27 protein-coding genes and 2 pseudogenes are annotated in these 25,702 nt (G+C 64.9%); 22 read left to right on the forward strand and 7 right to left on the reverse strand.

Annotation, left to right across the window (positions count from 1 at the left end; genetic code table 11):
- Nucleotides 1-41 precede the first annotated feature (41 nt).
- The 6 genes from AK36_RS27440 (at nucleotide 42) to AK36_RS27465 (ending at nucleotide 4,607) form a co-directional block, all read left to right on the forward strand.
- Nucleotides 42-659 (forward strand): globin family protein, encoded by a 618-nt coding sequence (locus AK36_RS27440; RefSeq protein WP_011880158.1) that lies wholly within the window; start codon nucleotides 42-44, stop codon nucleotides 657-659.
- A gap of 2 nt (nucleotides 660-661) precedes the next feature.
- Nucleotides 662-1,204 carry a DUF2325 domain-containing protein gene (locus tag AK36_RS27445; protein WP_045579677.1) on the forward strand — a complete coding sequence of 181 codons (543 nt, stop codon included), beginning with the start codon at nucleotides 662-664 and terminating at the stop codon, nucleotides 1,202-1,204.
- Nucleotides 1,205-1,544: 340 nt separating this feature from the next.
- Nucleotides 1,545-2,219 (forward strand): molybdate ABC transporter permease subunit, encoded by a 675-nt coding sequence (gene modB / locus AK36_RS27450; RefSeq protein WP_011880161.1) that lies wholly within the window; start codon nucleotides 1,545-1,547, stop codon nucleotides 2,217-2,219.
- Between the two features lie 15 nt (nucleotides 2,220-2,234).
- The gene (modA, locus tag AK36_RS27455; protein ID WP_011880162.1) at nucleotides 2,235-2,987 is read left to right on the forward strand and encodes a molybdate ABC transporter substrate-binding protein; all 753 of its coding nucleotides are present in this window, start codon (nucleotides 2,235-2,237) and stop codon (nucleotides 2,985-2,987) included.
- Between the two features lie 12 nt (nucleotides 2,988-2,999).
- The gene (locus AK36_RS27460; RefSeq protein WP_011880163.1) at nucleotides 3,000-3,779 is read left to right on the forward strand and encodes an ATP-binding cassette domain-containing protein; all 780 of its coding nucleotides are present in this window, start codon (nucleotides 3,000-3,002) and stop codon (nucleotides 3,777-3,779) included.
- A 12-nt stretch (nucleotides 3,780-3,791) separates the two neighbouring features.
- A complete protein-coding gene (locus tag AK36_RS27465; RefSeq protein WP_011880164.1) occupies nucleotides 3,792-4,607 on the forward strand; it encodes a TOBE domain-containing protein in 816 nt (271 codons plus the stop codon).
- On the opposite strand, the gene AK36_RS27470 is transcribed toward AK36_RS27465, so the two are convergent.
- Nucleotides 4,574-4,759 (reverse strand): hypothetical protein, encoded by a 186-nt coding sequence (locus tag AK36_RS27470; protein WP_043292632.1) that lies wholly within the window; start codon nucleotides 4,757-4,759, stop codon nucleotides 4,574-4,576. The two genes, AK36_RS27465 and AK36_RS27470, sit on opposite strands and share 34 nt — an antisense overlap.
- Nucleotides 4,760-4,775: 16 nt before the next feature.
- Between AK36_RS27470 and AK36_RS32085 the strand changes: the two genes are divergently transcribed.
- The 6 genes from AK36_RS32085 to cynR all read left to right on the forward strand — a co-directional run bounded on the left by AK36_RS32085 (nucleotide 4,776) and on the right by cynR (nucleotide 8,929).
- Complete coding sequence (locus AK36_RS32085) at nucleotides 4,776-5,219, forward strand: PhzF family phenazine biosynthesis protein (protein ID WP_230943440.1); 444 nt, start codon at nucleotides 4,776-4,778, stop codon at nucleotides 5,217-5,219.
- 103 nt (nucleotides 5,220-5,322) lie between these two features.
- Nucleotides 5,323-5,889, forward strand: a complete 567-nt coding sequence (locus AK36_RS27480; RefSeq protein WP_080938771.1) for a cupin domain-containing protein — start codon at nucleotides 5,323-5,325, stop codon at nucleotides 5,887-5,889.
- Nucleotides 5,890-6,056: 167 nt separating this feature from the next.
- Nucleotides 6,057-6,200 carry a hypothetical protein gene (locus tag AK36_RS33755; protein WP_155121925.1) on the forward strand — a complete coding sequence of 48 codons (144 nt, stop codon included), beginning with the start codon at nucleotides 6,057-6,059 and terminating at the stop codon, nucleotides 6,198-6,200.
- Nucleotides 6,201-6,301: 101 nt separating this feature from the next.
- On the forward strand, nucleotides 6,302-6,571 hold the full coding sequence (locus AK36_RS27485; protein ID WP_011880168.1) for a type II toxin-antitoxin system TacA family antitoxin: 270 nt from the start codon (nucleotides 6,302-6,304) through the stop codon (nucleotides 6,569-6,571).
- Nucleotides 6,568-7,056, forward strand: a complete 489-nt coding sequence (locus tag AK36_RS27490) for a GNAT family N-acetyltransferase (protein WP_045579678.1) — start codon at nucleotides 6,568-6,570, stop codon at nucleotides 7,054-7,056. The genes AK36_RS27485 and AK36_RS27490 overlap by 4 nt, the downstream gene beginning before the upstream one ends.
- A gap of 985 nt (nucleotides 7,057-8,041) precedes the next feature.
- The gene (gene cynR, locus AK36_RS27495; RefSeq protein WP_043292772.1) at nucleotides 8,042-8,929 is read left to right on the forward strand and encodes a transcriptional regulator CynR; all 888 of its coding nucleotides are present in this window, start codon (nucleotides 8,042-8,044) and stop codon (nucleotides 8,927-8,929) included.
- 422 nt (nucleotides 8,930-9,351) lie between these two features.
- Here cynR and AK36_RS27500 read toward each other — a convergent pair whose 3' ends face one another.
- The 5 genes and pseudogenes from AK36_RS27500 to AK36_RS27520 all read right to left on the reverse strand — a co-directional run bounded on the left by AK36_RS27500 (nucleotide 9,352) and on the right by AK36_RS27520 (nucleotide 14,303).
- On the reverse strand, nucleotides 9,352-9,609 hold the full coding sequence (locus AK36_RS27500; protein ID WP_011880172.1) for a hypothetical protein: 258 nt from the start codon (nucleotides 9,607-9,609) through the stop codon (nucleotides 9,352-9,354).
- A 431-nt stretch (nucleotides 9,610-10,040) separates the two neighbouring features.
- On the reverse strand, nucleotides 10,041-10,520 hold the full coding sequence (locus AK36_RS27505) for a nuclear transport factor 2 family protein (protein WP_045579679.1): 480 nt from the start codon (nucleotides 10,518-10,520) through the stop codon (nucleotides 10,041-10,043).
- Nucleotides 10,521-10,665: 145 nt separating this feature from the next.
- Nucleotides 10,666-11,134 (reverse strand): annotated as a pseudogene (cynS, locus tag AK36_RS27510) (cyanase).
- A gap of 61 nt (nucleotides 11,135-11,195) precedes the next feature.
- Complete coding sequence (locus tag AK36_RS27515; protein WP_011880175.1) at nucleotides 11,196-11,855, reverse strand: carbonic anhydrase; 660 nt, start codon at nucleotides 11,853-11,855, stop codon at nucleotides 11,196-11,198.
- Between the two features lie 1,056 nt (nucleotides 11,856-12,911).
- A complete protein-coding gene (locus AK36_RS27520; RefSeq protein ID WP_045579680.1) occupies nucleotides 12,912-14,303 on the reverse strand; it encodes an aminotransferase-like domain-containing protein in 1,392 nt (463 codons plus the stop codon).
- A gap of 382 nt (nucleotides 14,304-14,685) precedes the next feature.
- Between AK36_RS27520 and AK36_RS27525 the strand changes: the two genes are divergently transcribed.
- Genes AK36_RS27525 through scpA form a run of 10 tightly spaced genes read left to right on the forward strand, consistent with a single transcriptional unit; the run spans nucleotide 14,686 to nucleotide 24,629 of the window.
- Nucleotides 14,686-15,168, forward strand: a complete 483-nt coding sequence (locus AK36_RS27525; protein WP_006405208.1) for an MSMEG_0572/Sll0783 family nitrogen starvation response protein — start codon at nucleotides 14,686-14,688, stop codon at nucleotides 15,166-15,168.
- A 19-nt stretch (nucleotides 15,169-15,187) separates the two neighbouring features.
- Nucleotides 15,188-16,210, forward strand: coding sequence for a Nit6803 family nitrilase (locus AK36_RS27530; protein ID WP_011880178.1), 1,023 nt, complete (start codon nucleotides 15,188-15,190; stop codon nucleotides 16,208-16,210).
- Nucleotides 16,203-17,273 carry an MSMEG_0568 family radical SAM protein gene (locus tag AK36_RS27535; RefSeq protein ID WP_011880179.1) on the forward strand — a complete coding sequence of 357 codons (1,071 nt, stop codon included), beginning with the start codon at nucleotides 16,203-16,205 and terminating at the stop codon, nucleotides 17,271-17,273. Before AK36_RS27530 ends, AK36_RS27535 begins: the two co-directional genes overlap by 8 nt.
- A 2-nt stretch (nucleotides 17,274-17,275) precedes the next feature.
- Nucleotides 17,276-17,836 (forward strand): MSMEG_0567/Sll0786 family nitrogen starvation N-acetyltransferase, encoded by a 561-nt coding sequence (locus AK36_RS27540; RefSeq protein WP_011880180.1) that lies wholly within the window; start codon nucleotides 17,276-17,278, stop codon nucleotides 17,834-17,836.
- Nucleotides 17,833-18,819, forward strand: a complete 987-nt coding sequence (locus AK36_RS27545; RefSeq protein ID WP_011880181.1) for a sll0787 family AIR synthase-like protein — start codon at nucleotides 17,833-17,835, stop codon at nucleotides 18,817-18,819. The genes AK36_RS27540 and AK36_RS27545 overlap by 4 nt, the downstream gene beginning before the upstream one ends.
- Complete coding sequence (locus AK36_RS27550; RefSeq protein ID WP_011880182.1) at nucleotides 18,816-20,000, forward strand: MSMEG_0565 family glycosyltransferase; 1,185 nt, start codon at nucleotides 18,816-18,818, stop codon at nucleotides 19,998-20,000. Before AK36_RS27545 ends, AK36_RS27550 begins: the two co-directional genes overlap by 4 nt.
- A 9-nt stretch (nucleotides 20,001-20,009) precedes the next feature.
- On the forward strand, nucleotides 20,010-20,294 hold the full coding sequence (locus tag AK36_RS27555; protein ID WP_011880183.1) for an MSMEG_0570 family nitrogen starvation response protein: 285 nt from the start codon (nucleotides 20,010-20,012) through the stop codon (nucleotides 20,292-20,294).
- Nucleotides 20,295-20,350: 56 nt separating this feature from the next.
- On the forward strand, nucleotides 20,351-21,652 hold the full coding sequence (locus tag AK36_RS27560; RefSeq protein WP_045579681.1) for an MSMEG_0569 family flavin-dependent oxidoreductase: 1,302 nt from the start codon (nucleotides 20,351-20,353) through the stop codon (nucleotides 21,650-21,652).
- Nucleotides 21,653-21,657: 5 nt separating this feature from the next.
- Nucleotides 21,658-22,491: a Pnap_2097 family protein gene (locus AK36_RS27565; protein WP_045579682.1), complete on the forward strand. Its 834-nt coding sequence runs from the start codon at nucleotides 21,658-21,660 to the stop codon at nucleotides 22,489-22,491.
- A complete protein-coding gene (scpA, locus tag AK36_RS27570; protein WP_011880186.1) occupies nucleotides 22,488-24,629 on the forward strand; it encodes a methylmalonyl-CoA mutase in 2,142 nt (713 codons plus the stop codon). Before AK36_RS27565 ends, scpA begins: the two co-directional genes overlap by 4 nt.
- Before the next feature lie 864 nt (nucleotides 24,630-25,493).
- Here the strand turns inward: scpA and AK36_RS34485 are convergent.
- Nucleotides 25,494-25,685: pseudogene (locus tag AK36_RS34485) on the reverse strand (GntR family transcriptional regulator); the annotation flags it as partial.
- Nucleotides 25,686-25,702: the final 17 nt, after the last annotated feature.

Here is a 25,702-nt window from a genome sequence, read left to right on the forward strand (position 1 = left end):
CGATATATAACCGACAAACCGAACAGGGAGCCGACACGCTCATGAACCCGAACCCGGGGGCTACGCCCCGCGCACGCTGGACGCCGTGTACGCGCGCCTGCTATCGGACGCTGCAATGGCCGGCCGCGCCTTTTCCACACGAGCGGCGCGACGCCGTCGGGCCGACCGTATGCCCGACGCTGCCCGCTCCGCCGCACCGGCTGCTCGCGATCTGCACGGAAGCGGGCCTGCGCGATCTGGTGGCGTGCCACATGGCGCGCTTGAAGACGACGCCGCTCTTCGCACGTGCCGGCGACTGCTTCGATTGCATCGTCGAGCGCGTCGCGGACTTCGTCGTCGAATCGTGCGGCGGCCCGCTGTATTTCAGTCAGCGTCACGCGCGTCTGCAGGCGGGCGCCGGGCTGCCGCTGCTGCTCGACGAGGAGGGGCGGGAGCTGTGGCTCGTGCATTTGTGGCATGCATTCGACGACGTCGGCTTGCCGAGCGCGTTGCGCGCGGATTTCTGGCGCTGGGCGGAACCGTTGTCGGTGCAACTGCTCGCCCCGCATGCGCGGCACGACCGACTGACCCGCTATTCGTACGACACCGTGCAAAGCTGGTTCGCGATGCCGCCTGCGCAGCCCGACCCGCCGGGCCGGGATCGTACCGGCGCGCGCTGATCATGCCGCGGCCGGCGATGTGCGCGCTCGAGCGCAGCACGCAGCGCGCGTCGCAATCGATGCGCGAGCACGACGAAGCGCTCGCGCGTCTCGCGCGGGTACGCGCGCATGCGGCAAGCCTCGCGCGGGAACTGCAGGCGGTCGAGCAGGTCATGCTCGACGGCGACTTGCTGTCGGCGATGCTGGTCGGCCGCCGCTTCGTATACGTCGGCGGCCGGCCTGGGAGCAACGCGGTATTGCGCGCATGGTCGAGCGCGTCGGGCGGCGAATTCGTTCATCACGTGGCGCGGATCGACGACGACGGCGGTCCGCGCGCGCAGCAGTTCGCGGCGCTGCTGCAACGCGCCGACGCGGTGCTGTGTCCGCTCGACACGATCGATCCCGACTCGCTCGCCGCGCTGCGCGCACACTGCGCGCGCCGTCGCGTGCGCTGGATCGCGCTGCGCACGTCGAGCGTCGCCAGCTTCATCGCCGGTGTGCTGAAGGCGCAGCGCATCTCGCGCGCGGCGCGTGCGGCGGCATGCGTGTGCCCGCGTCATGGCTGACACCGGCGGTGCACGGCATTCGTGTCATGTCAGGAATCGGACATGTCGGTTTCGTTACGTCGCCTCGGTGTCTTTCTCGATGTCGAGAACGCGTGCGGCGACGAGCGCCGGGTTCGGCGGCCTGCACGCTGCGCGGCGCAGATTCGCCGCCTGGTTGCATTGCTCCGCCCGCATCGGAAGCTGCTCGAGCCGGCCGCGCGTGACTTCGAACCTGCGCAGGGCGCTCGCGCATGTCGGTCGTAATTGAGTTTTTCCTGCCGGCCGACGCCTCGCGATGGAGGATGGCCTGCATCTTGCAACGTCGGTGATGTAGCCGAGTTCATCACGAAAGGTGTCGCAAATGTCGGGTTTCCTACAACGCATCGACTGGCCGCCGCTGTTGCTGTCGCTGAAAGTCGCGAGCCTCGCGACGCTACTCGCATCGATCGCCGGCATCGCGCTCGGCTGGCTGTTCGCGCGCCGTCGCTTTCCGGGGAGCGCGATCGTCGAAGCCGCCTGCATGTTGCCGCTGGTGTTGCCACCGACCGTGATCGGCTACGGGATTCTGATCGTCGCGGGCCGGCGCAGCGCGCTCGGCAGCTGGCTCCATGCACAGTTCGGCTACACGTTCGTGTTCAACTGGCACGGCGCGGTGCTCGCGTCGACGATCGTGGCGCTGCCGCTGGTGCTGAAGTCCGCAAGCGCCGCGTTCGCGGGCGTCGACCGCTCGCTCGAAGCGGCCGCGCGCACGCTGCGGCAGTCGCCATTCTCGACCTTCGTGCGCGTCACGCTGCCGCTCGCATGGCCGGCGATTCTGGCGGGCGCGCTGCTCGCGTTCGCGCGTGCGATGGGCGAGTTCGGCGCGACCTTGATGATCGCGGGCGACATCCCGCGCGAGACGCAGACGCTGTCGCTCGCGATTTACGACGCGATGCAGGATGGCCGCGACGGCACGGCGTTCTTTCTCGCGTGCGTCACGTCGGTGCTGTCCGTCGCGGTGCTCGTGCTGTCCAAGCGCTTTTTCACACTACGTTGAGCCGGAGAGGGCTTCATGAAATCAATGATTCGATGCTTCGCGAGCCTGCTGTGCGTGCTCGCGCCCGTCGTCGCGCTCGCGCAGCAACTGACCGTGTCGGCCGCGGCCAGCATGACCGATGCGTTCAAGGAGATCGTACCGCGCTTCGAAGCCGCGCATCCCGGCGTGACCGTGCGGATTAACTTCGGCGCGTCGGGCACGCTGCTTCAGCAGATCCGCGTGGGCGCGCCGGTCGACGTATTCGTCAGCGCGGATGCGGCGACCGTCACGCGCGGCATCGATGCGGGCATCTTCGACGGCGCGACGCAGCGCACGCTCGCGACGAACACGCTGGTGCTGGTCGTGCCGGCCGGCGACGCGTCGCCCGTGAAGTCGCTCGCCGCGCTAGCGGACCCGGCCGTGCGACGGATCGCGATCGGCAAGATCGCGACCGTGCCATGCGGCCGGTATACGCAGCAGGCGCTCGAGCGGGCGAAGCTCTGGGGCGCGCTCGCGCCGAAGATCGTGGAGTCCGACAGCGTGCGGCAGGTGCTCGACTACGTCGCGCGCGCCGAGGCCGACGCGGGCTTCGTCTATCGGACCGACGCGATGCTGATGCCGGATCGGGTCGCGGTCGTGCAGACGGTGGACGACCACGATCCCGTCGTTTATCCGGTCGTCGCCGTTCGCGCGAGCAGCGCGCCTGCGCTCGCGAAGGCGTTCATCGCCTATCTGTTCGGCCCGGACGCACAGGCGATCCTCAAGCGGTACGGCTTCACGCATGCGTGACGGAGCGCACCGGTGATCGACGTCGACTTCGATGTGGCGGTGTCGGACGGCACACGGCGTTTCGCGCTCGCGATGCGCTTCGCGTCCGACGCGCGCGTGATCGCGCTCTACGGACCGTCGGGCGCCGGCAAGTCGTTGACGCTGCAGACCGTCGCCGGGCTGCTTGCGCCGCGACGAGGGCACGTGCGCGTCAACCGGCGCACGCTGTTCGACGCGGACTGCGGAATCGACGTGCCGCCCGAGCGGCGCGGCATCGGCTGCCTGTTCCAGCATTACGCGCTGTTTCCGCATTTGTCGGTGCGCGAGAACGTCGCGTTCGGGCTGACCACGTGGTATCGACGCCGCTTGTCGACCGACGCGCGTGGGCGTGTGGACGAGCTGCTGGAGCGCTTCGGTCTCGCGTCGCTCGCCGGCAGCCGGACCGATGGGCTGTCGGGCGGGCAACGGCAGCGTGTCGCGCTGGCGCGCTCGCTCGCGTGCCAGCCCGGCCTGCTGTTACTTGACGAGCCGTTTTCCGCGCTCGATCCACCGTTGCGACGCGACTTGCGACGCTATCTGGACGAGGTGCTCCGCGAGTGGCAGATCCCCGCGATGATGATCACGCACGACGTCGACGATGTGGTGGCGCTTGCCGACGTCGCGTTCGTGATCGAGCAGGGCCGGGCGGTGCGCGAGGTCGACATGCAGCGCGGCGTGGCGACTTCGCTGGAACGCATGTGCGCGGACGCGCGCCCGCCGACGCCGCACGAACAGCGTGTGCGCGGTTTGCTGCGCGCGTCCGCGATCGACTGACGCGGCGGACGGATGCGAGAGACGGGCGGCACGCGCAACGATGCGACGCTGTTGATCGGCGAGCTGAAGCTCGCGGGCCGCCTCGACGCGCGGTTTTTCGCGCTGCTGGAGGCGATCGACAACACGGGTTCGATCAACCGTGCGGCGCGCGTCGCCGGTTACAGCTACAAGGGCGCGTGGCTGGTGCTCGAGAGCGCGTCGAATCTCGCGAGCCAGCCGTTGTTCACGACGGAGACGGGAGGCAAGGGCGGCGGCGGTACACGGCTTACGCCGGTTGCACGGGAGTTGCTGTCTGCATGGCGGGTGCTGCAGGTGAGGACCCGACGGTTCCTGCGGGAACAGGAAGCATGGCTGGTTCAATCTCCGGCGCTGTCCGGACTACTCAGGAGAATCGCAGTGAAAACCACCGCTCGCAATCAGTTTTCGGGAACCATCGCCGCGGTCAGCGATGGACCGGTCACGACCCAGGTGACGTTGAAGATATCGGGCGATCAGGAGATCGTTGCGACGATGACCACGGCCGCGGCGAAGCGGCTCGAACTCAAGATAGGGCAGGACGCGATCGCGCTGATCAAGTCGTCGGCCGTCGTGCTGGTCGCCGATTTCGCCGGCTACGTGCTGTCCGCGCGCAACCAGTTCAGCGGGACGATTTCGCGGATCGAGCGCGGCGCGACGACGTCGCTCGTCGTCGTGACGCTGGCGGGTGGTGTGAACGTGACGTCGAGCGTCACGAACGACGCGGTCGATGCGTTGGGGCTTGTCGTGGGGCAGCCGGCGACGGCGGTGTTCAAGGCTTATTCGGTGATGGTGGCGGTGGCGGCGGCTTGAGGCGTCATCGTGGTGAAGAGCTCCTTGCCGCCGGTCGTGCGGATGCAGGCGATCGCTACGCAACTCACGCTGCCGACCACGGCCTTCGTGATCGAACGGTAGCCGGGCGACCACGCAATACGCTGGTTCACGCCGGGCGCCGAGCTGAACATCTGCGGTCACGCCACCATCGCGACGATGGGGTATCTGTACGATGTCGAGCAGGTTCGGGCAAGCGGTCCGCTGTGCTTTCATACCCATTGCGGACCGCTGCATACATACGAAGCCCGCCGCGCTGCCGCCGTGCCTTCACGCGGCGCCGGGTGCGACGATCGACCATTTCGCGGGCGCGGTCGACGACTTTCTGGTGCTGCTGATTCGGAGGAAACGGTAAGCGGGTTCACGCCCGACTTCGACGCGCTGAAGACCTTCGACTGCCGCGGCCATGTAGTCACGGCGCCCAGCCGGCGCACCGGCGTCGATTTTGTGTCCCGTTCCTTCTTTCCCGCGCTCGGGGTGAACGAGGCTCAGGTATGCGTGTCGGCCCATTGCAAACTGGCGCCGTTCTGGCCCGGGCGTCTGGGGCGGCGTCGCTTGTCGGCGCTGCAGGGTCCCCGCGCGGCGGCCGCCTGATCGTTGAGGACGCGGAAGACCGCGTGCGCGTCGCGGGCACTGCAGTCGTGCGGGCGCGGCTGACCCGATAGAATGGTCAGCCGCCCGCGAGCAAGGACACAAGATGAAGAAAAAGCGCCTGCAGCTGAATGTCGTCAACGTCGAAGATGTCGAGGCGGTCGATCACATGGAAGGGACGCACTGGGGCGGGTCTTACAAATCACTTACGCCTGTGCTCGACACGGTTCCCGGCAGAATCGGCGTGAATCTTTCACGCGTGCCGCCCGGCCGCACTGCCTGTCCGTTTCACACCCATGCGCGCGAGGACGAGGTCTTCTTCGTGCTGTCCGGACGCGGGGTGTTCCGCTATGGCGATACGCTGCGCGAAATCGGTCCCGGCGATTGCATCTCGTGCCCGGCAAGCAGCGGCATCGGACACCAGCTGGCGAATCCGTTCGACGAGGATCTGGTCTACCTGGCCATGGGGTTGAACGATCCGCACGAGGTCTGCACCTATCCCGACAGCGGCAAGGTGATGATCCGCAGCCTTAAGACGGTTGGCCGGATCGACACGGCGGATTACATGGACGGCGAAGCGAACATGCCGCAGATCTTCGCGATGCACACGACAGCCGGTCCCGCACCGAGGAAGCGCAAGTCGTCCGGCAGACAGAAAAGCAAAAAGGCCTGACGAATCGGTGGGGTGGCGGGCGCCGCCGCACAGGGGGGCGCATCCGGGGATATCGGATCCGCAATACGAAATGAAGGCGTCGTTGAATTTCCGGTGTCGGACCGCACGACGGAGCCTATCCGAATCTTTGTGTGCGAGGCATAAACCGGCGACCAAGGAGCCACTTTATGCCACGCAAACGCAAGGAAGAAGTGACGATTGAACCGGGCAAGGGCTTGAACCTGGACCCGGAACTGATCAGACAACTGGTACCCGGAACGCTGGATCGGGAGACGCTGCCCCAAGCGCCGTTTCACGGGAGTATGCATTGACCGGCGCCGGCTTCGATACTCGCGAATGCCCCCGGCAATTTTCCGTACAATTTGACGAGCCCGGCAAATTTCCGTACAGTAGCGCAAGGAGGTAACACCTTATGGCTACTACTCGCTTTGAAGCACGCGTCGAGACCGACGTGCTGGCGGTGATCCGCCGGGCCGCCGAGATCCAGGGGCGCACGATGTCGGACTTCGTCGTGTCCGCTGCGCGCGAAGCCGCGCAACGCGCCATTTCCGACGCGGACTTGATTCGTCTGTCGGTGGCGGATTCGGAGCGCTTCGCCGCGGCGATTCTATCGCCCGCCAAGCCCACGGACGCCTTGCAGCGGGCGCTCGGTCGTCACGACCAGTTGCTGCGTAATGAATGACCGGTCCGCAGCTCACGGTGGCCGTGCTCGACGCAGCCCATGATCGAACCGGTTTTGAATGTGGCACGCCGGCGCTTGACCGCTACTTGCGCGAAACGGTGACGCAGGAGGTTCGCCGTCGCGTCGCCGCGTGCTTTGTGATGCTTGACGGCAATTTCGTTGCTGGCTATTACACGCTGTCAGCCGCCAGCGTCGCGTTGGCCGATTTGCCCCATGAGGTAGCGCGCAAGCTGCCGCGCTATCCCGCGATCCCGGCGGTGCGCATGGGGCGACTGGCCGTTGATCGCCGGTATAGGGGCAGGGGCCTGGGTGCCGCTTTGCTGGTCAATGCGCTCCGGCGCGCGACCAGCTCGGAAATCCCGGCCGTCGCGTTGACCGTCGACGCGAAGGACGAGGGCGCCGCGGCGTTCTATGGCCACTTCGGCTTCCATCCCCTCACGCACGACCCGTTGGCATTGTTTTTGCCGTTGGCGACGGTCAAGTAGGGTAGAGCATTGAATCTGCCGCGACGTGAGCTTGTCCAGCTTATTCTCGAGATAAGCGGAGGGCTGACTGGCGCCATATCTACGATCCTCAACGAAGCACCAGAGTGGGCGATCAGGAACGGTGACGAGTGCATCGATATCGCTCGCCTTGCACGAGTTGCCCGCGCGCATGTTTGACACCCCCTGACCGTGGCCCATCGCACCTCGGCCCTTCCTGGAAGAGGCGTTTGGTAGCTGGTTGGGTCGAATCGCGGCGCGGTATCAGACGAGCGTGGACTTGATCTGGGAATCGGGCGCAGGCGTAGCGATGCCTAGCCTGACCAAGGCCGGCTGGATCCTCGTTCCCCCCAGTTCCATCCCCAACCCTGAGCCGTCTATCTCGCGTAGCGCGGCTCAACGACGGCATTCTGAGCATGATCCAGACGCCGCATGCGTGGGTCTTCAGCCGGAAGTACTTGGTGTATTGCTTCAGATGTCTTGTTCTGAACGACGCCGATGTCACTGCATCACGGTGGAAGAGGGAGTGGCTCGATCCGTCAGCCGAGTACTGCCGGATGCACCACAGCCTGCTCAAGACTGTTCCGCAATCGATTTTTGCCAGAGCTCCGAATTTCGATGCCGCGCTGCTGGCGATATCACGTTATCGATGCCCACGCAAAAAGGAACCGTCACGCAGCTTTGGACCTGCGCCTTGTTGACGCGCCTTCTTCGATTCTCGCCTGTACACGCTTGCCGGAATCCACCACTGTCGAATCATGTGTCACCTGATAGCGCACAATCATGCCTTCCACAGAATAATTTCATTCAGCGCCCGCGCCCTAACGGGCCGGTTCGGCGTCTCCGCAATCCGTCGACGATCTCCTTCACGATCAGCTTCAATGTGTGCGTTGATTCTATGCACCAAGGATGGATGCGACTTTCAATAGTGTCAAAGTCTGGTTTACGATAGAGTCGATAGGAATGGCCAATAGATGAGGGGATGCCCGTGCTGCTCCGTCACATCCGTTACTTCCTTGCAGTGGCAGAACAGCAGAATTTCACGCGCGCTGCCGAGGCACTTCACGTATCGCAGCCGACCTTATCGCAGCAGATCCGGCAGCTCGAGGACACCTTGGGAACACCGCTGTTCGACCGTTCCGGTAGAACCGTTCACCTGACCGACGCGGGAGAAGCGTGGATGCGTTACGCCAAACTCGCGCTGCAGGACCTTGACGCAGGGGTGAGGGCGATACACGACGTGGCGGAGCTGAGCAGGGGTAGCCTGCGTTTCGCAGTAACGCCGACCTATACGGCATCCTTGGTCGGGCCGCTCGTCGATGAGTTCCATCAGCTGCATCCTGGCATCAGAATCGATATTCGCGAACTCACGCAGGACCAGATGGAGGCGCAGCTTGCGGACGACAAGCTCGATATCGGTGTGGCATTCCATCCGGCCTTTTCGGCCGACATAGAAAGCCAATCGCTTTTCGAGGAGACACTGAGCTTGGTAGTCGGCCACAGCCACCCGCGTGCGTCGCGCCGCAAGGCACTCGCGGGGCGTGACTTTGGCAAGGAACCGTTGGTCTTGCTGAACGACACGTTCGCGACGCGCCGGTTCATCGATGAGCATTTCGCGCGTCACGCGATTCGACCGCTTGTCGCAATCGAAGTGGACACCATCGGTGCAATCGTTGAGATCGTGCGTCGCGGGCAGCTGGCGACGGTTCTCCCTGATCACATCGCACGCGTGCAAGAGGGCCTGCATCCCGTGCCGCTCGATCCACCTCTGCCGACGCGCACGGCCGCCGTTTTAGAGCGCAAGGGTGGGTATCGCACCGCAGCAAGCAGGGCGTTCTTAAAGCTGCTCACTGATCGGTTCGGGAAGTCGACCTGACCTTCTCCGACATCGACGGTGTCGAGTAGTTGAGAGACTTGCATCGGAGCTGATGCAGCGTGAGCGGATTTGCCTACGCCAGCGGTTTTTGCCGAGATCATCGACAGGAAACCCGCTTTTGATGACCCGTCGCGGCCTCGGTAACGATCCAACATTTCAGTGGCGAGCGGCCTCGCCGCCGCTGCGTTAGCATGCGCGTCGATCGCGACACCTTCATCGCAGGGCGCTTAGCCAAACCGTCAACCGCGTGCTTGATGGCTGTAGATTCGGCCGCGTCAGCAAATCCGACGTGGGCTCTGGTTGAAGAATTATTCACCATCGGATTCGCCGTGATCGTTGCCGCATTGAGTGCTGCAACTGACGATCCACTGGACAGAGACACATCGAGGCGACTCGCTTCGCCGCAGCCGCTTGGTCTGGCGTCACGAGCCGTGGAAGACCGTGTCGTCCAGGCGTTGCAGAGTACCGTCCTGCCCGGCCTTGATCATGTCGTTGATCACCTCGCCGCGGGTCATTGCGCGCTGAGCTTCCGGCGCTGCATTCCGCTGAATCAACGGCGCAGCAGAGTGGTAACCCGGTGAAGCCGCTTCTGCGGAAGATGCAGCAAGCGCGGTCGTGGTGGAAGCAGCCAGCGTGAGTGCCGACACGACGTAAGAAATGTGACGGATTCTCTTGTTCATGATGTTTCCATTTCCTTGTTTCGATATAAGGTAAGTTTTACTAATGGTAGTGCTGTCGCGGCTCGAAGACTCTGCTAACAGTGACCATAGATTCAGCTAGCGGGCAAACCAGCGCCGCCGCCGTTAGAAAACCCTGAGACCGACGGTCTCCTCGTCTCCGCACGCGATGCGCTCGCGTAACAGACGGGGGATGTCCGTGCGAAGGTTTTGCTATTGCGCCTTCATGTCGGATGTGGTTCACGAGGCAGCGGATCACTTCCTCAGCTAGGCCTTCGTCGGCCCGAAGTGGCGGAGCCACCAGACGAGATTCGCGCACCACTCGACACAACCAGTAGTACCGGCGAACTTCAACACACGCCCAACGATCCATTGTGCTTCGCCACGAGATTGTTGGGCGCGAACCTCTCATTGCGGCTCTAACGCGCCGGGCGTCAAAGTCCCAACTCGCTCAGTCCCGGATGATCGTCCGGCCGACGGCCCAAGGGCCAGTGATACTTGCGCTCGGACTCTTTGATCGGCATGTCGTTGATACATGCATAGCGGTGTTGCATGAGGCCGTCCTCGCCGAACTCCCAGTTCTCGTTGCCGTAGGAGCGGAACCAGTTGCCCGAGTCGTCATGCCATTCGTAGGCGTAGCGCACGGCAATGCGATTGCCGCCGAATGCCCACAGCTCCTTGATCAGACGATACTCGTGCTCCTTCTTCCATTTGCGCTCGAGAAACGCCTGCGCTTCCGTGCGATTGTTCGCGAACTCTGCACGATTGCGCCATTTCGTGTCGAGCGAATAGGCGAGCGCGACCTTAGCGGCGTCGCGCGAATTCCAACCGTCTTCTGCGAGACGAACTTTCTCGATGGCCGACTCCAGCGTGAACGGCGGAAGCGGCGGACGAACTGCTGCGGATGAGGTCATTTCGGATCTCCTTGTGGGGGACAGCGCGTTGTTGGTGCTCGACGTGGAGCGCGGCCCCGTCATCGTGCAACCCGAGAGGGCAAGGCCGCCCGAAGCAAGCGCGGCACCGGTGCTTAGTAAGAACTTTCGTCTTTGCATCATGGGTTCAGAACGGCTTGGTCGGCAGATACTTGCCGTTGAGCGTGATGACGGCACGCTCGCCACCTTCCGGGTCCGGGACCTTCTGGATATCGAGCTTGAAATTGATCGCGCTGATGATGCCGTCGCCGAATTTCTCGTGTACCAGCCTTCAACGTCGAGCCGTACACCTGCACCATTTCGTAGAAGCGGTAGACGGTCGGATCGGTCGGCACGCCCCCCGGAGTGCTGCCGCGCACGGGAATGGTTTGCAGCAGGCGCACAGCGTCGTCGTCGAGCCCGAGGCGTTCGGCGACGAGCTTCGCCGCATTCTCCGGCAACGCATGCTGACCGAGCAGCGCGGCCGTCGTGTATGCGAGGCTCAGGCCCGTGCCTTCGTTGATGGCTTCGAACGTGAGGTTCTTACGCACTTTCGCGTCGACGATCGTTTCGGTCAAAGCTTCGCGCGCGTTCGGTGTGACTTGCGATTGGGTCATGATGTTGCTCCTTGAGAAAATCAACCTGGTGAGATCGGCAGTCGGTTTGACGAGCCGGGAATCAGAGCGCAGCCACGCACTCGGCGGGCGTCGCGGTGACATCGGGATGCGCGGCGAGCGGCACGAACTGGCGAGTCGCGGCGTCGAGCGCGTCGATCGAGCCGGATTCGATTTCGTAGACCCATCCGTGCAAATTGAGGCGGCCTTGTGCGAGTCCCAGTGCAACGGAGGGATGGGTCTTGAGGTTGTCGAGCTGCGCAATGACGTTCTCGCGCACCATCGAGTCGACGCGCTCGCGTTCGCCTGCATGTTCACGCGCCTGGTTGACGAGCTTCGCCGAGTCGGCGTAGCGCAGCCAGTTCGCGACGGCGGGCATATGGTCGAGGCACTTGCACGTTGCGACGGCCGTCATCGCGCCGCAGTCCGAGTGGCCGCAGATCACCACATCCGTCACGCCGAGCGCGGCCACTGCATATTCGACGGTTGCCGACACACCGCCCGGCTCGGGACCGAACGAAGGCACGATGTTGCCGGCGTTGCGGATCACGAACAGGTCGCCCGGTTCGCGCTGAGTGACCAGTTCGGGAACCATGCGGCTATCGGAACAGGAAATGAACAGGGTGCGCGGCGTCTGGCTGGTGGCCAGCTTGCGGAACAACTCCCTGCGAGCGGGCATGATGTCCCGTTGAAATTTCAGAAAACCGTCGATGATCTCTTGCATGGTCAGCTCCATTCAGTCTGGCGTTCGTCGCCGCGTCGGTCAGTGCGATGCGTTGAACAGAGAATGGACCTGTTTCATCATAGTGTCCAAGACGGGTTTATGATGCCAACCATAGGCAAGACCAATTGTTCTCGGGTGCGAGGAAATTCGCCATGCTGTTGTGGGCTATCCGTTACTTCCTGGCCGTCCCGGAACACCGCTATTTCACGTGCGCCGCCGAGGCACTGCACGTTTCGTAGCTCCCGCGGTCGGAGCAGATACGTCAACTGGAAGCCACGCGGCGCACTAAGCGAACTGCTGAGTGGATTCAGCATCGCTGCGCGTGCCGCTGACGCGACGCGTCTGAAAGGCCCGCCGCGAAGCGAAGACTTCCCGCGCACGCCGCGAGGTGTTTTTACCAGGTTGTTGAATTCGACGGGCACCGGCTCGATATCCGGCCCAAAGGTCGTGATGCTCGATCAGCCCGGTTTTGCCCGAGAGTTCGAAATCAAATCGAACCCGTTTGGCTGCTGGTAATCATTGACGTATGCACACGCGCCGTGCTCGGGCATCATCTCGTTCCAGCTCGCGAATAGAGTCGATACGAAGTCATCAAAGCGATCGAATGAGCGCTCGAGACGGATCCTTCACGATTTGCGCGCTCCGCTACGGCCCCATGGTTAGGTACCGGTCTCACGCATGCAGGAAGTGGTGTACGTGATGTGGGAGCACATCAAGCGTCGACAACGCGAAGGCGAAGCTCCCCACCGAGACGCTGGGTGCTTTATACGAGTTCGTTGGCTGTCGGATCGCGGCCAAACCGGAGTACAGTCCGGATGCGCATCCTTACATCGAGCGGTTCTTTGGCACGATCGCCGCTCAGTTGTCCCCGCGCTATCCCGGGGCGCCAATTTGTCGGGCAAGATGATCTGTTCGCGGCGTTTAGTCCGGTCAGGATGTCGGTACCGGTCAGGTGCCACGGGGCAGCGAGCCGGTATGGATGCGACCCACGAATCGTAGGGGCGGCCGCCCTCGTCCCGCGCCGACGCTCATTTGTCTTCGAGGCGGTATCGGTCGCTACATCGCGGCACCGTAAAGATGATGTGCATCGGTCAGTGCCTCCGCGACGAGTTGCAGGCCTTCCAGACACTGCGCCCGATCCTGCGGCCCGCCGAGGCAAATGCGGATCGCAGCCGGCGGGTCGCCGTCCGTCGAAAATGCCGCGCTTGCCACGGCGGCGACTCTCTGACTCCGCAGATGCTGTGCCAGATCCGGTGCCGTCCATAGGCACTCGCGCGGAATCGGCAACCACAGATGGAAACCGTCGGGGGGGGCATCGAAAGGCCAGGCGCCGAGAATCCGGCTGGCAATCGCCTGCCGCGCGCGCGCTTCCGCTCGAATCGCGGCCAGCATCTCGCTGGCCGTGCCGTCGTTGATCCACTGGGTCGCCAGCAGCATTGTGAATGGGCTCGGCATCACGGTCGTGGCACGCAACGCTCCGGCGATACGCTGTGCTTCGCGCACGGTCGGCGCCAACAGGTAAGCGATTCGCAGCCCGGCGCCGAGATTCTTCGACATGCCGGTCACGTAATAGGTCAGTTCGGGCGCCAGCAACGCCAGGGGTGGCGGCGCGCTCTGCGGCAGCATCGCGTAGGCGTCGTCCTCGATGATGGGCACGCTGTAGCGCATCGCGATATCGGCCAACGCTTCGCGGCGCCTGAACGGTATCGTCAGCGTGCTCGGATTCTGCAGTGTGGGGTTGCAGTACAGCGCCGCGGGTTGTCCGCTTCTGCAGAGCGACTCGAAGGCGTGCGGGAGCGGTCCGTCGTCGTCTCGTGGCAGCGGCTGCAACTGCACGCCCAATTGCGATGCGATTGCCTTGATGCCGGGGTACGCGAGCGAATCGAGGCAGATCGCGTCGCCGCGGCGCGCAAGCCGGGAGACGAGCGCGACGAGGGCGCTGTGGATTCCGGGGCAAACGAGCACGTTATCGCTACTGCAACCGGGCAGGCGATTGGCCAGCCACGCGCGGCCGGCGGCCCGATCCGCCGGTGTGCCACCGAAATCCTGATATCGCATCAGTTGGTAAGGATCCGCCACAGCGAACAATGCGGCTGCCGATCGCTGAAGCCGGTCGACCATCTCGGTCGGTTCAGGGGGCATGTTCATCGTCATCTCGACGCTGCTCCCGCCTGATAGCTGGAACGTCCGTGTCGGGCCGCGCACGAACGTTCCGCTGCCTGCCCGCGTATCGAGCAAGCCGCGTCGGCGAGCTTCCGCATACGCGCGGGCGACCGTCGTGTAGTTCAGGTTCAGCGCACCGGCGAGATCGCGCAGCCCGGGCAGGCGGTCGCGCGGCTTCAGCCGGCCCGTCGCGAGATCTTCCTCGATGAGATCGGGGATCAGCAGATAGGCCGGCTTCCTGCTTTCCAATAGTCGCTTCGACCAATGATGGATCGCGTAATCCATATCCGTTTCCGTTTGATGATTCATCAAAACGTTAGCATGACGCATTAATAGAAAAATATATATATCGCAGTCTCTGTGTCGAATGATTGCATTGATCGCATCATGTATCGGATTGATGCATCGATGCACGCCGGATGCGCATCTATTTGATCTCGTTGCATCAGTCCGGTGCGCTGTCCACCCCCGACAGGTGGCTTCCGGCTGGATCAGCATTGGTGCGCACAAGGATCGACCTGACTGCAGCAGCATTTTTCGATTGAATGATTGGAGAATGATCGCATCGGGGCGAGGCCCGCTTGGCATATGCGTTGCGTTAATGAGTTCACCCGGATTGGAAAACGTCCGGGAACGTCATTCAACTCATTTTCAAACGGAGCGTGCCATGCCCGCAGTCAATCAGCCTCTGCACAAGAAGGGAGATTTCCTCGTCGACTACGAGGAAAAGGTATTCGAAGACGTCAAGGCGGAGCCGGGCGAAAAGGCGCTCGTGACGTTCCATACGGTTGCGTTCGAGGGATCGATCGGCTTCGTAAACCTCCTGCAGGCGACGCGCCTGCAACGCAAGGGGTTCGAGACGTCGGTGCTGCTCTACGGCCCCGGCGTGACGCTCGGCCTGCAACGCGGGTTTCCGACGCTGGGCGACGAGGCGTTTCCCGGTCACCTGAATTTCAACAAGCAACTCGTCAAGTTCATGGAAGAGGGCGGGAAAGTCTATGCGTGCCGCTTTGCGCTGCAGGCGCTTTATGGGCACGGCGAAGCGTCGCTGATCGAGGGCATTCGACCGATCAATCCGCTTGACGTGCTGGATATTCAGCTGCTTCACCGCAAGGAGAATGCGCTGGTCATCCACACTTGGACCGTTTGATCCAATGACGGGTGCCATCATGTCCGACAAACGCATCGTCCGGGCCGCCGCCGTCCAGATCGCGCCCGATCTGGAACGCGCCGGCGGCACGCTCGACAAGGTTTGCGCGGCGATCGACGAGGCGGCTGGAAAAGGCGTCCAGCTGATCGTTTTTCCGGAAACGTTCGTGCCGTACTACCCGTACTTCTCGTTCGTGCGGACGCCGGTCGCGTCCGGGGCCGATCACATGCGTCTCTACGAGCAGGCCGTGGCGGTGCCCGGCCCCGTGACGCATGCGGTCGCCGAGCGCGCACGGCTGCACGGGATGGTGGTCGTGCTCGGCGTGAACGAGCGCGACCACGGCAGCCTGTACAACACGCAGCTGATCTTCGACGTCGACGGACGCCTCGCGGTGAAGCGCCGCAAGATCACGCCGACGTTTCACGAGCGGATGATCTGGGGGCAGGGCGACGCGGCCGGGCTCAAGGTTGCGCAGACAGGGATCGGACGGGTCGGTGCGCTCGCGTGCTGGGAGCACTACAACCCGCTCGCCCGTTATGCGCTGATGACGCAGCACGAGGAAATTCATTGCAGCCAGTTCCCCGGTTCGCTGGTCGGTCCGATCTTCGCGGAGCAGATCGAAGTCACGATTCGTCACCACGCGCTGGAAGCGGGCTGCTTCGTCGTCAATGCGACCGGCTGGCTGACGGATGCCCAGATCGAGTCGATCACCGGCGATCCGAATCTGCAGAAGGCCCTGCGCGGCGGCTGCAATACCGCGATCGTGTCCCCGGAGGGCCAGCATCTGGCCGAGCCGTTGCGCTCGGGCGAAGGGATGGTAATCGCCGACCTGGACATGTCGCTGATCACCAAGCGCAAGCGAATGATGGATTCGGTCGGCCACTATGCGCGCCCGGAGCTGCTGAGCCTTGCCATCAACGATCGGCCGGCGACCACGGTGACCCCGATGGGGACCAGCGGGTCGGCCGCACGCGAATTCGAGGGAAACTGCCATGAGCGCGAACGCGAAACCGTCGGTGCAGAGCCGGCAATTGATGACTGAACTGCAGTCGGTCGGGCTGCGTCTCGCGGATCCGCGCGCTGGCGCCGCGAGCCGGCGCGGCGGCGCCGGGCCGTCCGATCACAAGGCCGTGACGGTCGACGGCGTGACCATCATGGTGCCGGTGCACACGAGCACCGCATGGGAATCGCCGTTCGTCGCGGCCGAGCCCGACGCGGCGGGCGTCAGCCTGCTGTCGCGCGGCGCCATCCCGATCGCGAGCATCAGCTTTCCGTCGAACCCGCGCTTCTACGCATTGCAGACGCTGGAGGGCGTGCCGTATTCGCACATCGCGACGCTGCATGGCGCCGACGTGCTGGCGACCACGGTGTTGCAGACCTGCATGCGCTACGAGAGCCGGCGCAAGACCTGCCAGTTCTGTTCGATCGGCCAGTCGCTTGCCGCCGGCCGGACGATTGCGCGCAAGACGCCCGAACAACTCGCGGAAGTGGCGCGCGCGGCGGTGCTGCTCGACGGCGTCAAGCACATGGTCTTGACGACCGGCACGCCACCGACGCCGGATCGCGGCGCCCGGGTGCTGTGCGAGAGCGCGTTCGCGATCAAGGCGGCTGTCGATCTCCCGATCCAGGCACAGTGCGAACCGCCCGACGACGACGGCTGGTTCGACCGGATGAAGGCAAGCGGGATCGATACGCTGGGCATGCATCTGGAAGCCGTGACGCCGGCCGTGCGCGAACGGATCATGCCGGGCAAGGCGAGCGTGCCGTTGTCACGGTATATGTCGGCATTCCGCGCGGCCGTGGCCGTGTTCGGCCGCGGGCAGGTCAGCACCTACATCCTCGCCGGGCTGGGGGACAGCGAGGCGGCGATTCTGGACATGTCGCGCGAGCTGATCGACTTGGGCGTGTATCCGTTCGTCGTGCCATTCGTGCCGATCAGCGGCACGCCGCTGGAGAGCCATCCCGCGCCGTCGCCGGACTTTATGCGCGCGGTGCTCGCGCCGCTCGGAGCGATGTTGCGCGACGCCGGCATGCGTTCCGCCGACATCAAGGCCGGCTGCGGAAAGTGCGGCGCCTGCTCGTCGCTTTCGACCTACGAGGTGTGACCATGTACTGCGTGGAGATGGGGCTGGCCGACAGCCGCGACACGTACCGGCCTGCCGAATACTGGATCAAATGGGCGCAGCTTCCGTGGGAAATCGACGAAGCGTACAAGCTGCGCCGGGCCGTATTCTGCATCGAGCAGGGGATCTTCGTCGGCGACGATCGCGACGATATCGATCGTCACGCGCAATTGCTGGTCGCGGTCAGTTGCTGCGCCGGCCTGCCGGAGCAGGTGGTCGGCACGGTCCGGATTCATGAAACCGTGCCCGGCACGTGGATGGGGTCGCGGCTCGCGGTGCATCCGGCGTTTCGCCGGCAGGGCAGGATCGGCTCGATGCTGATCGCGCTGGCCGTCAGCAGCGCGCATGCCGAAGGTTGCGGCACCTTCGTCGCGCACGTGCAAGCGCAGAACGTGCCGCTGTTTCGTCGGCTTCACTGGGATGCGCTCGGCGAGGAAACATTGTTTGGCCGCGCCCATCAACTGATGCAGGCCCAGCTTGCGCACTATCCGCCGTGCGGCACGCCGTTCGAGGGTTTCGTCCTGCGCGCGGAGGGACGGCCATGAGTGTCGCGGATCGCATCGCGGCATTGCGTGCCAGCCGCGGCTTCCAGCATAAGCACGACATCTCCGGCGTGGTCGCGTCGCTCGCGGCGGCATTGCCGAACGGTGCACGGGATCTCGCCCAGGCGGTGGCGCTCGGCGACGACTGCGCGGCGATTCCCGACGGGGACGGCTACCTGCTGTTCGCGATCGAGGGCATGGTCGGCGATTTCGTCGAGTCGATGCCGTGGTTCGCCGGGTACAGCGGCGTGATGGCGAACGTCAGCGACGTCTACGCGATGGGTGGGCGGCCGATCGCCGTCGTCGACGCATTGTGGAGCGACGGGATCGACGCCGCGCGGCCGGTGCTCGCCGGGATGGCCGCGGCTGCGTCGGCGTATGGCGTGCCGATCGTCGGCGGCCACAGCAACACGCGCAGCGCGCAGCGGCAACTGGCCGTGTCGATCCTGGGCCGGGCGCGCGCGCTGCTGTCGAGCTTCAATGCGCGGCCGGGCGATCGCCTGATGATGGCGGTCGACCTGCGCGGCGTATTCGAGGAGCCGTATCCGTTCTGGAATGCGTCGGTCTGCGCGCCGCCGGACCGGCTGCGCGCCGATCTCGAGATTCTGCCGATGTTGGCGGAAGACGGGCTGTGCGATGCCGCGAAGGATATCTCGATGGCGGGCGTGCTCGGTACGGCGCTGATGCTCGTCGAATGCTCGCGTGTCGGCGCGCGGATCGCGCTCGACGCGATCCCGCGGCCTCCCGGCGTCGACTTCGATCGCTGGCTGACGGCCTTTCCAAGCTACGGATTCCTGATGGCGGTGCGGCCGGCGCATACCGACGCGATCGCGGAACGCTTCGCGGCGCGCGGGCTCGCGTGCGCGGTGATCGGCGATATCGACGCCACGCGCGAGGTCGTCGTCGAGGAGGCGGGCGAAACGGCGGTGCTGTGGGATTTCCGGATCGAGCCGTTCATCACCGGTGTCGAAGGAGGTACGCGATGAGCGGCGATACGTTGCGCATCGCGCTGCTGACCCACTCGGTCAATCCGCGCGGCGGTGTCGTGCACGCACTCGAACTCGCGAGGGCGCTGCACGAAGCGGGACGCGATGTCACCGTGTTCGCGCCGGCCGCGCCGGGCGACGAGATGTTCCGCGATGTCCCGTGCCGCGTCGTGCTGGCGCGCGTCGATGGCCGTCCGCGCGGCGTCGCGGAAATGGTGCGCGCGCGAATCGCCGCGATCAAGTACGCCCTGCTGGAGCACGACGCAAGCGGGTTCGACGTGCTGCATGCACAGGACAGCATCACGGGCAATGCGCTGGCCGAGCTGAGGCAGTCGGGCGAAATAGATGGATTCGTACGGACCGTGCACCACCTCGACGTATTCGACGACCCGCAGCTCGAACGCTGGCAGGAACGCGCGTGGCGCGAGGCGGACCAGGTGCTGTGCGTGAGCGCCGCGTGGGCGGCCACGATGCGCAAGACGTTCGGGGTCGACGCGAGCGTGGTGCCCAATGGGGTGGACGTCGGCCGGTTCGCTCGCGCGAGCGAGGCGGACATGCAGGCGGTGCGGCGGCGTTTCGGCCTGCACGGCGCGCCGGTCGTCCTGGCGATCGGCGGGATCGAGCAGCGGAAAAACTCGATCGCGCTGCTCGAGGCATTTTCCCGGTTGCGCGGCACGACGCCCGATGTACGGCTCGTGATCGGGGGTGGCGCGAGCCTGCTCGATCACGATGCCTACACGCGCCGCTTCGTCGCGCGCGCCGCCGCGCTCGGGCTGGGGATCGGCGTCGACGAAACCGTCGTGCCGACGGGGCCGCTCGACGATGCGGCGCTGGTCGCGCTGATGCACTGCGCCGACGTGGTGTCGATGGTGTCGATCCGCGAGGGATTCGGTCTGGTCGTGCTTGAGGCGCTCGCGTGCGGCAAGCCGGTCGTCGTATCCGAAATCGAACCGTTTACCGAGTATCTGGACGAGCACGCGTGCGTGTGGGCCGATCCCGCCGACGTGGATTCGATCGCCGATGCGCTGCGCGACGCGCTCTCGGGGCGGCGTGGTCCCGATTTCACGCATGCAGTTCCCGCACTGTTGAACCGCTTCACATGGGACGCGAGTGCGCGCAGGCATCTGGACATTTACCAGGACAGGCTGGCGCAGCGTGCGCAAGCATCGTCCGCCGAGTAAGGGGGCATCATGCCGGTCATGCATTTTCGGGTTCGTTGGCCCGACCAGTCGGAAACCAATTGCTATTCGCCTTCGACCGTGGTGTCGGAGTTTTTCACGCCCGACACGCAATACGCGCTCGACGACTTCGTCGAACGCGCACGGCGCGCACTGGGTATCGCATCCGATCGCGTCCGCGAGAAATACGGGTTCGCGTGCTCGGCCGCGATGGACGAGCTGGCACGGATCGAAGCGCACGCGGAACGATTCGCGCCGCAGCGCGATGCGACCGTGACCGTCATCGAGCTCGTTTAGGGCGTCCGGCACGCAGAAATCCACCGCCATCTTCAACACACATTCAGGACTGCATCATGTCAAGCGAACCCGTTTTTTCATCCAGCCTCCCGGATATCGATGCCCATCTCGGCGTAGCCGTCATCGGCGGCGGGCAGGCCGGGCTGTCGATCAGCTACTACCTGAAGCAGGCAGGTATCGATCATCTCGTATTCGAAAAGGAAACCGTGACGCACACGTGGCGCAAGCAGCGCTGGGACGCGTTCTGTCTGGTGACGCCGAACTGGCAGTGTGCGCTCCCGGGCTATCCGTATCGCGGGGCCGACCCGCACGGCTTCATGACGAAGGACGAGATCGTCGAGTATCTCGACGGCTTCACCCGCAGCGTCGATGCGCCGGTACTGGAACATACCGCGGTCGAGCATGTGACGCGCGACGCGGACGGACGCTATCGCATCGCGACGTCGCGCGGCACGTACACGGCGGATCGGGTCGTCGTTGCGTCGGGCGGCTACCATCGGCCGATCGTGCCGCGCATGGCCGAGCGGCTTCCTGCATCGATCGTGCAGCTCCAGTCGTCGGAATACCGCAATCCGGCCGCGTTGCCGGACGGGCCGGTGCTCGTGGTCGGATCGGGGCAATCGGGTGCGCAGATCGCGGAAGACCTCCACCTTGCCGGGCGTAAGGTGTTACTCGCGGTGGGCGATGCGCCGCGCTGTGCCCGTTTCTATCGGGGCAGGGACGTCGTCGACTGGCTGGCCGACATGCAGTACTACGACATGCCGGTCGATGCACATCCGCTGCGCGAAGGCGTGCGCGACAACACCAACCACTATGTGACCGGGCGCGACGGCGGGCGCGACATCGATCTGCGCCGCTTTGCCGCCGAAGGGATGGAACTGTACGGCCGGCTGGAGGACTTTTCAGGCGGGCAGTTGCGCTTCTCCGCAGACCTGTCGGCGCAGCTCGACAGCGCCGACGATACGTACAACCGGATCAATGCCGGCATCGATGCGCATATCGAGAAGAATGGGATCGCGGCGCCGCCCGCGACGCGCTACGAACCCGTGTGGCGTCCAGACCATGAGCGGACGACACTCGATCTAGCGGCCAGCGGCATCGCATCGGTCATTTGGTGCATCGGCTTCACCCCCGACTTCAACTGGCTGGATGCGCCGGTCTTCAACGGTCGCGGCTATCCCGCGCACCGGCGTGGCGTGACGCCGGTTCCGGGGCTCTACTTCGTCGGGCTGCCCTGGCTATACACGTGGGGGTCGGGGCGATTCTCCGGCGTGGCGCGAGATGCGGCCCATATCGTCGACCGGATCCAGGCCGAGATGACAGCCGCGCGGCGTTCGGCCGAAAGCGAGGTCGCCTGACGCCGATGCATACCGCCATCCATCGCTATCGGGCCGGCATGCCGCAGCTCGCGCACACGGGGCTCGCGGAAAACTGGCTGCTCAAGGAGTGCGGACAGCGCCACTGGGACGCGCTGGCCGCGTATAGCGGTCGCGACGCGCCCGAGTTCTTCGACGACGACGGGCGGCGCGCCTATGCGTCGTTCGTTGCGGTGCACGTCGACATGAGCCGCCGTCACGCGATTCGCGAGAACGACACGTTCGCGCTGCATGTCGCGCTTCACCGGGTCGGCCCGATTCGTCACTTTAGCGAACAGCGGATCCGGCATGGCGACCACGAAGCAGGCGTCGTGCGGATGATGTCGACGTTCGTGACGCGCGAACACGCCGGCAGCAACCGCTCGGTGATGAAGGCGCGAATGACCGGCGTCGACGGCCGCACCGGGCCGGTCCCGGCCGATGCGCTGGCGATGGCGGAACGGGGGAAGAAGCTGCGGACGCGGGATGCGTCGATCGTGCCGGCGCTCGCCGGCCTCGCGGAGGACGACGGCGCCAGCGTGTCGTTCCTGCCGTGCCCGAACATGGATTTCAACGGCGCGGACCTGCTGTACTTCGCCAGCTTTCAGGCCTTCGTCGACCGCGCGGAATGGCAGCATTATCGCTTCGCGCACGCACCGGTGCTGGCAGCACGTCAACTGTACTTTCATGGAAATCTCGACATCGGCGATGCGTTGACCGTGCGTTTCGTGCGTGCCGGACCCGATACGGGCGGCCTGCTGCACTGGAGCGAAATCCTGCGCGACAGCGACGGGACGAAGATTGCCGATGTCATCACGCAAAAGCACTGGAGCCGGGCATGAACGAGGCGGCAATCATGGCGCCGGACACCGAGGTGGAGCGCGTCGGGCCGAACGATCGACGCGCGCGCACGGTGCCGCTGCGCAAACTCTACACGCAGCGCGATCTCGAAGCCGTCGCGCATCTCGGCAGCATGCCCGGCGCGTGGCCCTATGTGCGCGGGCCGTACGCGTCGATGTATACCGATCGCCCATGGACGATTCGCCAATACACGGGGCATGCAGACGCGGCGGATTCCAATCTCGCGTTTCGCACGGCGCTCGAGCAGGGCGCGCAGGGGCTGTCCGTGGCATTCGACCTGGCGACACAGCGCGGCTACGACTCGGATTGCGTCGAGGCGTGGGCCGATGTCGGCGTGGCTGGTGTCGCGATCGATACGGCTGACGACATGGTGCGGCTGTTCGACGGCATTGCACTCGACGCCACGACAGTGTCGATGACGATGAACGGCGCGGTCCTGCCGATCATGGCGGCGTTCGTCGTGGTCGCCGAGGAGCAGGGCGTGCCGCCCGAGCGGATCGGCGGGACGATTCAGAACGACATTCTGAAGGAGTACATGGTCCGCAATACGTGGATTTTCGGGCCGGCGCCGTCGATGCGGATCGTCGCCGACGTCGCGTTGTGGCTGGCCGAGCATGCGCCGCGCTTCAATGCGCTGTCGGTGTCGGGATATCACTTCCAGGAAGCCGGCGCCGACGCCGTGCTCGAACTCGCGCTGACGCTGTCGAATGCGCGGGCGTACGTCGACACGCTGGCCGCACGCGGGATGCCTGCGGATGAGGCCTGCTCTCGGTTGAGCTTTTTCTTCGGCGTGGGCAGCGATTTCTATACGGAGATCGCCAAGCTGCGCGCGGCGCGTCTGCTGTGGGCGGAGATCGCGCACGCGTGCGGCGCGCGCTCGCCCCGGGCGTGTGCGCTGCGCATGCATTGCCAGACATCTGGATGGTCGTTGACCGCACAGGAGGCGGAAAACAACATCGTTCGCGTGACGGCGCAGGCAATGGCCGCGGCGTTTGGCGGCACGCAGTCGCTGCACACGAATGCGTACGACGAAGCGCTTGCGCTGCCGTCCGCGGCGGCAGCGCGCCTCGCGCGCAACACGCAGCTGATTCTGCAGCATGAAACGGGACTGTGCGACACGGTCGATCCGTGGGCCGGTTCGTACATGATGGAATCGCTGACGGACGACATCGCGACCCGCGTGCGCGCCGAGCTGGCCGCCATCGACGCGCAGGGCGGCGTGATCGCCGCGATCGAGTCCGGTTGGGTCAAGCGGCGCTTGCTGCATGCCGCGGCCAAGACGCAGGCGCAGGTCGATTCCGGGCGCCGGACCGTGGTCGGCGTGAACCGTTTCGTCGCGAGCGATCCGACGGATGAATTCACGGTGCGCGAGATGGACGGTCGTCATGTTCGTGCGGGGCAGGCGCGGCGAATCGCAGCCGTCAAGGCCGCGCGCGATCCGGCGCGGGTGGAGGCGGCGTTGTGGCGGCTGGCCAACGCGGCGCGCGACGGCGGCGGAAACCTGCTCGCATTGGCGATCGACTGCATGCGGGCACGTGCGACCGTCGGGGAGTGTACGCGCGCACTGGAATCGGTATGGCCGCGACATACCGCGGCGGTGGAAGCGAATGGCGCGGGTGCTTACGGCGACCATCGGCGCGGCGACGCCGCATGGCGCGCGGCCAAGGGCTGCGTCGGCCGGCTGGCACAACGTGCGGGACGCAGGCCGCGCATCGTGATCGCCAAGCTCGGCCAGGACGGACACGACCGCGGTGCGGCGGTGGTCGCAGCCGCGCTCGAGGATGCCGGATTCGACGTCCTACGTCTGCCGCTATTTCAGCAACCGATCTGCGTGGCGGCAGCCGTGCAGGCGTATGGCGCCGATATCGTGGGCGTTTCGTCGTTGTCGGGCGGCCACCGCGAGCTCGTCGAAGGGCTGCTCGACGAACTGGCATCGCTTCGCGCTGGGATTCCGGTGGTGTTGGGCGGCATCTTTCCCGCCGCGGATGCGCGCCATCTGAAGGCGAAGGGCGTCGCGGCGAGTTTTGGGCCGGGTACGCCGCTCGATGCGATCGTCGAGGCGCTGTGTGCATGTATCGAGCGAGCGCGGTGTGTACATCCGGCGGACCACGTGGGCTGATGCGGGACGGCTTCTCGTTCGTGCGTCAGCGGTCGCATCGCATGAACGAGCGGCTGTTGCCGTGTCATGCGATCACCGCGGGGTCGTCAGCCGCCGGCACGTCCTGGCGGGCGTCGAGCACGCACAGCGGATTGATGCTGGATTCGGCGAAACGGTCGCCGAGTCGAAAGGCCATCCGCTCCGATTTCCTCAGCCACGGCGTTGGCGCCGGGTCAGAACCCTTCAGTGTCCAATCGCGTCGGGCGCGCTATTCGACTACGCCGGCCGCGGGCCACCCGACCTGATCGCTCCAGCTCTGGTCGCGCTTAAAGCTGAACAGGTTGTCCTTGAGCAGGCGCATTCAGCCATATCAGTTTGAGCGCGGCCTAATCCCCCGGGTAGTGGCTGACGTCACAATCAATTCGAAGCAGTCCGACTATGTCGAGAACGCCTTCGATCGGTTGCAGCAAGAGGCCATCAAGCTATTCAGCTCCTGCATCGTGAAGCCCAAGGCTCCTCACGCGGCGCTGCAATGCACACGCGGTCCGGGCGCTGCGCCATCGAAGACCCGGCGTCCTATCCGGATCGGCTGATTCACGTGGGCAGGTGCCATGGTGAGTGTGCCGTGTCGGGGCGTGACGCGCGGATCGTTTTGGCGACCTCGAGCGAGTGGCAAGCGCGCAACAGGTGTCACGCGTGCACGCGCACCGCCGGATCGCCGAGGATGGTTGCAAGGGTCCGGATTGCCTCATCGATCTTCGTGTTCCATGGATGTCCGAATTTGACGTGCACGCAATTTTGAAAGGCATGCTTTGTCGAAAAGATGGGCTCCGGCGCGATACTGATGCGGTGGCCGATCGCCAGCCGATGCAGCGCCATCGTGTCGAAGCCCGAGCGCTCCTCGGCGCGGACGGGGCCCCATTCTTCCAACAGTTGGTGCGCGCGGAACACGGTCGACTGGCTGACGCGCCGTTGCGCGATGGTCCGCCGGACCGACGGCAACCGCGCGCCGACCGGAATATAGCCTGACCGGATGCGGCTGGCGATGGAATTGGCGAGCGCCTCGTAGTGATTCATGGCGTGCTTGTTTCGGC

The organism is Burkholderia vietnamiensis LMG 10929, assembly GCF_000959445.1.
In the GTDB taxonomy this organism is placed as follows: Bacteria; Pseudomonadota; Gammaproteobacteria; order Burkholderiales; family Burkholderiaceae; genus Burkholderia; species Burkholderia vietnamiensis.